The organism is Enterococcus sp. 10F3_DIV0382, from assembly GCF_002140245.1.
In the GTDB taxonomy this organism is placed as follows: domain Bacteria; phylum Bacillota; class Bacilli; order Lactobacillales; family Enterococcaceae; genus Enterococcus_B; species Enterococcus_B lactis.
Genome location: NZ_NGMF01000003.1, coordinates 22,265 through 31,510, shown reverse-complemented (window position 1 = coordinate 31,510; position 9,246 = coordinate 22,265). Strand labels below are relative to the sequence as shown.

11 protein-coding genes and 1 pseudogene are annotated in these 9,246 nt (G+C 37.4%); all 12 read left to right on the top strand.

The window, feature by feature from the left end:
• Positions 1-522 (top strand): LPXTG cell wall anchor domain-containing protein (locus A5849_RS15265; RefSeq protein WP_143353386.1); only part of this gene is annotated, 522 nt, incomplete at its 5' end.
• A gap of 293 nt (positions 523-815) precedes the next feature.
• On the top strand, positions 816-1,055 hold the full coding sequence (locus tag A5849_RS13420) for a helix-turn-helix transcriptional regulator (protein WP_012477191.1): 240 nt from the start codon (positions 816-818) through the stop codon (positions 1,053-1,055).
• A gap of 383 nt (positions 1,056-1,438) precedes the next feature.
• Positions 1,439-2,929, top strand: a pseudogene (locus A5849_RS13415) (primase C-terminal domain-containing protein).
• Between the two features lie 43 nt (positions 2,930-2,972).
• Positions 2,973-3,167, top strand: coding sequence for a hypothetical protein (locus tag A5849_RS13410; RefSeq protein ID WP_002307508.1), 195 nt, complete (start codon positions 2,973-2,975; stop codon positions 3,165-3,167).
• 13 nt (positions 3,168-3,180) lie between these two features.
• Positions 3,181-3,321 carry a hypothetical protein gene (locus A5849_RS14995; RefSeq protein ID WP_002316998.1) on the top strand — a complete coding sequence of 47 codons (141 nt, stop codon included), beginning with the start codon at positions 3,181-3,183 and terminating at the stop codon, positions 3,319-3,321.
• 13 nt (positions 3,322-3,334) lie between these two features.
• Entirely contained in the window at positions 3,335-4,849 is a 1,515-nt protein-coding gene (locus tag A5849_RS13405) for a DNA topoisomerase (protein WP_232575222.1), read from the top strand.
• An 8-nt stretch (positions 4,850-4,857) separates the two neighbouring features.
• A complete protein-coding gene (locus A5849_RS15260) occupies positions 4,858-5,139 on the top strand; it encodes a topoisomerase C-terminal repeat-containing protein (protein WP_052425447.1) in 282 nt (93 codons plus the stop codon).
• Positions 5,140-5,696: 557 nt separating this feature from the next.
• Positions 5,697-5,885: a hypothetical protein gene (locus tag A5849_RS13400; protein WP_002311028.1), complete on the top strand. Its 189-nt coding sequence runs from the start codon at positions 5,697-5,699 to the stop codon at positions 5,883-5,885.
• A 724-nt stretch (positions 5,886-6,609) separates the two neighbouring features.
• On the top strand, positions 6,610-7,032 hold the full coding sequence (locus A5849_RS13390) for a cupin domain-containing protein (protein ID WP_002307506.1): 423 nt from the start codon (positions 6,610-6,612) through the stop codon (positions 7,030-7,032).
• 83 nt (positions 7,033-7,115) lie between these two features.
• Positions 7,116-7,769 carry an ATP-binding cassette domain-containing protein gene (locus A5849_RS13385; RefSeq protein ID WP_021109120.1) on the top strand — a complete coding sequence of 218 codons (654 nt, stop codon included), beginning with the start codon at positions 7,116-7,118 and terminating at the stop codon, positions 7,767-7,769.
• Positions 7,766-8,530 carry an iron export ABC transporter permease subunit FetB gene (gene fetB / locus A5849_RS13380; RefSeq protein ID WP_002311027.1) on the top strand — a complete coding sequence of 255 codons (765 nt, stop codon included), beginning with the start codon at positions 7,766-7,768 and terminating at the stop codon, positions 8,528-8,530. Before A5849_RS13385 ends, fetB begins: the two co-directional genes overlap by 4 nt.
• 410 nt (positions 8,531-8,940) lie before the next feature.
• Entirely contained in the window at positions 8,941-9,114 is a 174-nt protein-coding gene (locus A5849_RS13370; protein WP_195805225.1) for a DUF302 domain-containing protein, read from the top strand.
• Positions 9,115-9,246 lie beyond the last annotated feature (132 nt).

Genomic DNA, 9,246 nt, shown 5'->3' with positions numbered 1-9,246 from the left:
CCAACGGAGCCAACGGAACCAACGGAACCAACGGAACCAACGGAGCCAACGGAACCAACGGAACCAACGGAGCCAACGGAGCCAACGGAACCAACGGAACCAACGGAACCAACAGAGCCAACGGAACCAACAGAGCCAACGGAGCCGACAGAGCCAACGGAACCAAGCAAGCCGACAGAGCCAACAGAACCAAGCAAGCCGACAGAGCCAACAGAACCAAGTAAACCAGTAGACACAAACCCAATCGAAAACCCAGTTAATACAGATACAGGCGTTGTGATTGTTGCAGTTGAAGATAGTAAACCAATCATTCAATTAGCAGACGGAACAACAAAGAAAATTGAAGCTAAAGAAATTGGCGCAAACGTTCAGAAAGACGGAACAGTAACGGTTAAAGGTTCAGACGGAAAAATGAAAGTTTTACCAAAAACAGGAGAAACAGAAAATATTGCATTGTCTGTCCTAGGGTCATTAATGGTATTAGGATCAGCATCAGCATTCATTTTTAAAAAGAGAATCTAATTAAGTATTTATAAAAGCATGGTCGCAAGTTTCACTAGCAGCCATGCTTTTATTGAATCATTGTAGGACATTTTAAAGATAATTGCCCACTTTAAAATTAAACATGTGCTTAGAATCGTTCTAGGCAACACCAATAACAACAGATAGAATCAGCAACTTGCTGATAAATTAAGATAAAAGCTAAAATCACTAATCACAAGTGATTTGTGATTAATCACTTGTGATTTACAAGGTATAACGATATAATTAAATGGAAAACGTGCAAAATATTTACATAAACAGGAGGGAGAAACTTGGAACTAGCATTTAGAGAAAGCTTAAAAAAGATGAGAGGTACCAAATCAAAAGAAAAATTCTCCCAAGAATTAAAAATGAGTAGATCAAATTATTCATTGATTGAATCAGGAAAATCAGATCCGACATTAAAAACATTGGAACGAATTGCAGAATTGACAAACTCAACCTTAGTTATTGACTTAATTCCTAATGAATTAGAACAAGTAGAGTTGCAAATAGAAGAAGAGAAGCAATGATTATCGTTAATATATTTAACGAAATTGTTGCTTATTTTTTTTAAAAGCGGTATACTAGATATAACGAAATATTGAACTGAATAGAAACGAAAAAAGAGCCATGACACATTTATAAAATGTTTGACGACATTTTATAAATGCATAGCCCGATAAGATTGCCAACACAACGCTTATCAGTTAGTCAGATGAACTCTTCCCTCGTAAGAAGTTATTTAATTAACTTTGTTTGAAGACGGTATATAACCGTACTATCATTATATAGGGAAATCAGAGAGTTTTCAAGTATCTAAGCTACTGAATTTAAGAATTGTTAAGCAATCAATCGGAAATCGTTTGATTGCTTTTTTTGTATTCATTTTTTGATAGGAAAGGAGAACAGCTGAATGAATATCCCTTTTGTTGTAGAAACCGTGCTTCATGACGGCTTGTTAAAGTACAAATTTAAAAATAGTAAAATTCGCTCAATCACCACCAAGCCAGGTAAAAGCAAAGGGGCTATTTTTGCGTATCGCTCAAAATCAAGCATGATTGGCGGACGTGGCGTTGTTCTGACTTCCGAAGAAGCGATTCACGAAAACAAAGATACATTTACGCATTGGACACCCAACGTTTATCGTTATGGAACATATGCAGACGAAAATCGCTCATATACTAAAGGGCATTCTGAAAATAATTTAAGACAAATCAATACATTCTTTATTGATTTTGATATTCACACGGCAAAAGAAACTATTTCAGCAAGCGATATTTTAACAACAGCGATTGATTTAGGTTTTATGCCTACGTTGATTATCAAATCTGATAAAGGTTATCAAGCATATTTTGTTTTAGAAACGCCAGTCTATGTGACTTCAAAATCAGAATTTAAATCTGTCAAAGCAGCCAAAATAATCTCGCAAAATATCCGAGAATATTTTGGAAAGTCTTTGCCAGTTGATCTAACGTGCAATCATTTTGGGACTGCTCGCATACCAAGAACGGACAATGTAGAATTTTTTGATCCCAATTACCGTTATTCTTTCAAAGAATGGCAAGATTGGTCTTTCAAACAAACAGATAATAAGGGCTTTACTCGTTCAAGTCTAACGTTTTTAAGCGGTACAAAAGGCAAAAAACAAGTAGATGAACCCTAGTTTAATCTCTTATTGCACGAAACGAAATTTTTAGGAGAAAAGGGTTTAGTAGGGCGCAATAGCGTTATGTTTACCCTCTCTTTAGCCTACTTTAGTTCAGGCTATTCGATCGAAACGTGCGAATATAATATGTTTGAGTTTAATAATCGATTAGATCAACCCTTAGAAGAAAAAGAAGTAATCAAAATTGTTAGAAGTGCCTATTCAGAAAACTATCAAGGGGCTAATAGGGAATACATTACCATTCTTTGCAAAGCTTGGGTATCAAGTGATTTAACCAGTAAAGATTTATTTGTCCGTCAAGGGTGGTTTAAATTCAAGAAAAAAAGAAGCGAACGTCAACGTGTTCATTTGTCAGAATGGAAAGAAGATTTAATGGCTTATATTAGCGAAAAAAGCGATGTATACAAGCCTTATTTAGCGACGACCAAAAAAGAGATTAGAGAAGCGCTAGGCATTCCTGAGCGGACATTAGATAAATTGCTGAAGGTACTGAAAGCGAACCAGGAAATTTTCTTTAAGATTAAATCAGGAAGAAATGGTGGTATTCAACTTGCTAGTGTTAAATCATTGTTGCTATCGATCATTAAAGTAAAAAAAGAAGAAAAAGAAAGCTATATAAAGGCGCTGACAAATTCTTTTGACTTAGAGCATACATTCATTCAAGAGACTTTAAACAAGCTAGCAGAACGCCCTAAAACGGACACACAACTCGATTTGTTTAGCTACGATACAGGCTGAAAATAAAACCCGCACTATGCCATTACATTTATATCTATGATACGTGTTTGAAAGAGAAGACGAAAACGGAGATAAAAAATATTATATCGGTACATTTCAAAGCGATAAGTTGAAACGACTCACTCCATATAAAGATGATAAAGAGGAATTGGCTCAACAGCTTAAAAAACAGCAAGACCAACATAGAGAACAAAAGCAAGAACAAACAATAGCTTTACAAAGAGAAGAAGAAAAATAAAGGAGAATGAGCTATGAATTTTCTACAAAATAATTTCCAAACTTTATATTTAGGTGCAGCTGCAGGAGATATTCAAGGAAGAATTTCCGGAGCATTAACAACAGTTCAATCCGTATTGACAGGTATACAAGATCGTCAAAAAGCATTTAGATGAAGCGGAAACAATCGTGATTGCGACCGACAGCGACCGAGAAGGTGAAGCAATCGCCCGCTTGATTATCAACCTTTCGGGAAATAGCCGGAAAACCATTAAACGTTTATGGATCAACTCGCTTGAAACTAGCGAAATCAAAAAAGGATTTCAAAATCTGAAGGACGGACAGGCGTTTTATTCCACTTACAAAGAAGCAGAAACCCGACAAATCGCTGATTGGCTGGTAGGAATCAATCTCACCCGTCTTTACACGCTTTATATGCAGAAAAACGGCATGAGAGGCGTGTTTAGCGTTGGACGCGTCCAAACCCCGACTTTGTTCTTGATTTACCAACGCAACGAAGAAATCAAACATTTCGTCAGCAAGCTATTTTATGAGTTGTATGCCACTTTCACACACTCGAATGGTAAGTACAAAGGGAAATACAAAGAGCGGTTTGATACACTCGAAAACCTTGACGGGTTCAAAGAAACCAATCAGCTAGAGCAAGCGGAGAATGCCGAAGTAACAAATGTCAAAGTGGAAGAAAAACGGCAGTATGCGCCGAAACTCTTTAGCTTGTCTGATTTACAATCTTTCGCGAACAAACGCTTTAAGTACAGTGCCGACAAAACGCTTTCGATCGCTCAAAAACTCTATGAAAAAAAGGTGCTTTCTTATCCAAGAAGCGATACCAATTATATTGGTAGCCCCGAATTTGACTACCTGAAAAGCAACCTCAGTCGGTATCTCGAACTAGCAGGAGTGGGCATTTCCGAACCGCAGCTAAACGAAAATAAACGGTATGTAGATGGAAGCAAAGTACAAGAACACTATGCGATTATTCCAACGAAGACATTGCCGAAGCTCAGTGATGTAACGAAAGACGAAAAAAACATTTATCTTCTGGTCTTGTATCGTACCCTCGCAATTTTTGAAAAGCCGTATATCTATGACGAAACCACCATTGATACAGCGATCAATCAGGTTCTGTTCCAATCAAAAGGGAAGACAGAAAAAGAGCGTGGATGGAAACGACTATATAAACAGGAAGAAAAAGACAAGGACGACCCACTTTTACCAGAAGTAACCGTCAATGATTCAGTGACTTTCGCCCTTGAAACAAAGGAAGGGAAAACCCAACCACCCAATTACTATACAGAGGGCACACTGCTAACCGCCATGAAACATGTCGGACGGGCAATGGACGATAAAGACAGCAAAGACATTCTTAAAGAAACCGAAGGGATTGGAACCGAGGCCACTAGAGCCAGTATCATTGAAACATTGAAGAAACAGGACTACATCCCGATCAGTAAGAGTAAAATCTATGTGACAGAAAAAGGCGAATTGTTGTGCCGCATAATTGCAGAGGACGAAATCGCCAATGCCGGCATGACTGCCCAATGGGAACGCTATTTGAAAAAGATCCGAAGCCAACAAGGCACACAAGAAGCTTTTTTAGGCAGTATCGAGCGGTTTGTGCAGCACCTCATTGAAAAGTGCCACAAAACTTCCAAGACAAAAAAGAAAACATTGCAGATGTAGCCGGTCATATGGAACAAGAAAATGTGATGGGTACGTGTCCGAAATGTCAAAACAGCGTAGTAGACAAAGGAAAATTTTATGGCTGTTCGGGCTACAAAGACGGTTGCAAATTTACGCTTCCTAAAAGATGGAGCCAAAAAGCACTCACAAAGAAAAATGTCCAAGATTTATTAAGCAAAAGAGAAACGAGTTTAATCAAAGGGTTCAAAAGTAAAAAAGGAAGCAATTTCTCGGCAAAGTTAACACTGAATGACGAAATGAAATTAGCTTTTGAATTTCCAAAAAAATAAAAACACAAGATCTAGACCTTGCCCCTTTTGGAAAAAAGGGGCAAGCCCCCAAAATCGTCTCAGTCACCCAGTTGTAATAGCCTAAAACTGAATAACACTTAAATAAGTCAAGGAACGGGTAAGTATTTTTTGGCAGACCACCAAAAAATCTCCACCCTCACAGTCCTTGACTTCTTTATTTTTGGCTGTGGGCTGTCGTCGCCGACAGTCAAACCAGTTGTAAAAAATATTTGCTATCTTGCCTGTCGCTAAAATAGTGTACCGCCAAAAAACGCTTGAAAGGAATTTTTCTTTTGCTCGCTTGTTGCTTTGTAAGAATAAGTAGCTATTCTGCAAATAACCCTAATATTTCGTATTTCTCTAAAAAACCAGTGTTTGAGAGGGAAGTTCTACGCTCATTTCAGATTGATCTATGGGTAACTTATCCATGAAAATGCCTGTAAACCGCTCTTTTTTCAGTTTTTTTAAAGAGAGAGAAAATAAAAATAAAATACCAACTTTTTACGTATATTAATAACGAAGGACTTAAATATAGGATGATCAAAGGAGGCGTTCTTATGTATGAAGACGAATGGAGAGAATACTATGCAACCAAAAATGAGAGCATACATATTACGAGAAACAAACTCATTTTCCAATGCAATGAAGGAATCGCTCTGTCTACTCATAAAACGGAAATTGAAAGAATCATGCATGCATTGGCACTTAAACTCTTATTACTGGAGTTAAATTCATATGATTTTTAATCTGCAAAAAAGTTTATAGCACCGTCGCTTATACCAGAAAATATAACAAACGCCGCATTGTTTTTTTGTGCACTTTAATAATCTATTCAACTAAGGAATTAAGCTGGCTGTCAAGAGAGTAATATCGTATTGAATCTCAGGTGGAAATTTTCTGCGGTATCTTTTTTGACTGAAATGACATTAGTGTCTTTTGGGGATTGTGTATGTAAGTATTTTTAAAATCATTTTAACAAGTTTTGGACAAAAATTCTCATGAAAAAACAGAATTTAAATAGCATGATAAATTAGAGAAGATAGTTTAATGTGCTTATAGGAACACCCCACTTTTACAGTCACAATCAATAGCCTTGCTACTTTCTTTCGAAATTGATAAGAGTCTAAAGGATTGACAACGCTTGATAGTGAGCATAAACTTAGTGTACGCTAGTTAGTTTACAAGTGTAAACTAAAAAAGTATGATGTGTCGTCTCTGAAATTCTCCCTGATTCAAGTCATAACCAGAGTACATATCGGTTATTTTTTGATTCCATATTTTTTCCTTTAGGTGCTGAGGATTAAGGGGTACCAATTGTAATTGCGCGTTATATGGTCTTTGTTTAGAATCGCTCTCCAAAAAGCCAATTTTTTTGCATAGAATTTTTAGATGTGGTACCATTAATTAGAATTATTATAAATAAGAAGTAGGGTATCATTGTTTCAGTACAAAGACTAGGAGGAATGGAAGATGGAAATAGACTACAAGGATCATGGGAAGAAGCCGTATATCATTAATATTGAAGACGCCACCACAGGAAATGATAATTACCGGACGACCATTTGGACAGGCAGTAAACTGCAAGTCACCGTAATGTCCATTCAACCGGGCGATGACATCGGTTTGGAAGTGCACGAAGGCATTGACCAATTTATCCGTATTGAAGAAGGAGAAGGCGTGTGTAAAATGGGGCCTTCTAAAGATAACTTACATGTTCAACAAAAAGTGATGGATGATGACGCCGTATTTGTTCCGGCGGACATGTGGCACAACATCGAAAACACCGGTGATAAGCCGCTCAGACTGTATACCATTTATGCTGGTCCAGATCACCTTGAAGGAACGGTTCACCCTACTCATGAAGACGCCAAAAACGATCCAAACGAACACTGAGGTACACTAGGATGAAACAAAAGCCCTGCACCCCTATGGATGGTCCACTGGTGCAGGCCTTTTTTATAAAGGAGAGAAGTGGTATGAGTGATTCATTGTTTCAATTAGAGAAGGTTGGTTTTCAGGCAAACGGAAACCAAATCCTTCAAGATATCTCTTTTACAGTAAACAAAGGGGAAGTGATTGTTTTTACTGGTCCTTCTGGAAGTGGAAAAAGTACCCTTTTGAAATTAATTGGTACGCTGCTTTCCCCAACTTCCGGAAAAATTTATTATCGAGGTACGGATCTGCAAAAAATCGATCCTGTGGAGTATAGAAAAGAAGTCTCTTATTTCTTTCAAAACGCTTCTCTATTCGATGAGACAGTTCAAGAGAACTTGTCTTTTCCTGCCCGCATAAGAGAAGAAGGATTTGATCGGGAACGTGCAAAAAAATTGTTAGAACGAGTTCAAATACCTGAAACTTACTTATCGAAAGAGGTCAAGGAGCTATCAGGAGGGGAAAAACAACGGGTTGCATTGGTCCGAAATTTGATGTATCAACCGAAAGTGTTGCTCCTGGATGAAGTTACCAGTTCATTGGACCAAGAAAACAGAGCGATTGTCCTTGATTTAGTCCGAGACATGATGAAAGACCAACAAACTACGGTGTTGGCCGTCACTCACAACCAGGAAGAAATCGACCAAGCTTCTCGTCTGATTACTATCAAAGGTGGAAAAATGGAGGAATCGAAATGACAAACAATTTGGAAATCAGTAATCTTTCTTTGCTTTTATCTTCTGTCCTCTTGATAGTTGCCTTGTTGATTGATTACAAAGAGAAATTGGGATTAGGAAACGACATTTTTATTGCGGGAATTCGCGCTGTCGTTCAATTATTCCTTATTGGATATGTATTGAGCTACGTATTACGAGTGGATAACAACTTTCTCACTTTAGCGATGGTTTTGTTCATTGTGTTCAACGCTTCTTATAACGCCCATACACGCAGTGAGGGGATCAACCGCTCTTTTAAAATTTCAACGACGGCTATTGGAGTAGGAACAGCCTTGTCCTTACTCATTCTTGTTTTTTCAGGAGTCATTGACTGGACCCCTTCCCAAATCGTTCCAATTACAGGCATGATTGCCAGCAACGCCATGACTGCGATTGGAGTGACCTATCGGTCTTTGAATTCAAAATTTACGGACCAACGCCAACAGGTATTGGAAAAATTGGCATTGGGAGCCAATAAAAAACAAGCGTCCATGAGTATTGTAAGAGAAAGCGTCAAAACGGGCATGGCTCCTTCTATTGACCGAACAAAAACGGTTGGACTTGTCAGCCTACCAGGTATGATGTCAGGGTTGATTTTTGCGGGAATTGATCCTGTTCAAGCGATTCGTTACCAAATTGTTGTGATGTTTATGTTGATTTCAGTTACTGCGATTTCTTCATTTATTGCTAGTTATATGGCTTACCGTGAGTTTTATAACAATCGCAGTCAATTAATTATATGATTTGGGATGATACACTACTCTTAAAACCAGTGGTTACAATTTTATGTAGTTAAAAGAAGACCTCACGAGAATAATTGCAAAAAGAACTTCATTTTTTAAGGAAGAAGGATATTTTTGTCATCGAATCTTTGGAACGACTAGGGCGAAACTATGATGAAATTTTTTATATAGTGCAGTAACTGGATTAAAAGGATATCGGACTGATTGTTTTGAACATGCCTATCCTCAACCAATGAGAACTTTCGACGAAATCATGTTCTAGAAAGAAATTTCTATCCAATAAGAATTCCAAATCATGGACACTATTATCAAAGAAGCTTTAATAGATAAAATATTCAAAGCAGATTCTAAAAAAGTCGATTCCACAAAATATACATGAAATGAAAAATGGAGGAATATAAGTGAACTTTATGTATGAAGTTAAAACAACTAAATCATTACAAGCGGCAACAGAAGCACTCATTGAGAAACTCAAAGAAAGAGAATTTGGTGTATTGTATCAAGTTAATTTTAAAGAAAAAATTAAATCTAAAGGGTTAGATTTCCCTACAAATTTTGAGGTATTAGAAGTATGTAATCCATAACAAGCAAAAGAAGTATTGGAAAAACGTATTGAAGTTGTGGAATGGCAACAGTTTTTTTGACAAATTTTATAAGGTGCAGAACTTCTTTCCGTATGCTATTCCGATTGTCCTTGACAATGAGCCTCCTCAGAT

Excerpts from the sequence above, each read along its gene's own strand:
- A5849_RS15260 (WP_052425447.1), top strand. The coding sequence starts at position 4,858 with ATGGAACAAGAAAATGTGATGGGTACGTGTCCGAAATGTCAAAACAGC.
- A5849_RS13400 (WP_002311028.1), top strand. The coding sequence starts at position 5,697 with ATGTATGAAGACGAATGGAGAGAATACTATGCAACCAAAAATGAGAGC.
- A5849_RS13370 (WP_195805225.1), top strand. The coding sequence starts at position 8,941 with ATGTATGAAGTTAAAACAACTAAATCATTACAAGCGGCAACAGAAGCA.
- fetB (WP_002311027.1), top strand. The coding sequence starts at position 7,766 with ATGACAAACAATTTGGAAATCAGTAATCTTTCTTTGCTTTTATCTTCT.
- A5849_RS14995 (WP_002316998.1), top strand. The coding sequence starts at position 3,181 with ATGAATTTTCTACAAAATAATTTCCAAACTTTATATTTAGGTGCAGCT.
- A5849_RS13390 (WP_002307506.1), top strand. The coding sequence starts at position 6,610 with ATGGAAATAGACTACAAGGATCATGGGAAGAAGCCGTATATCATTAAT.
- A5849_RS13385 (WP_021109120.1), top strand. The coding sequence starts at position 7,116 with ATGAGTGATTCATTGTTTCAATTAGAGAAGGTTGGTTTTCAGGCAAAC.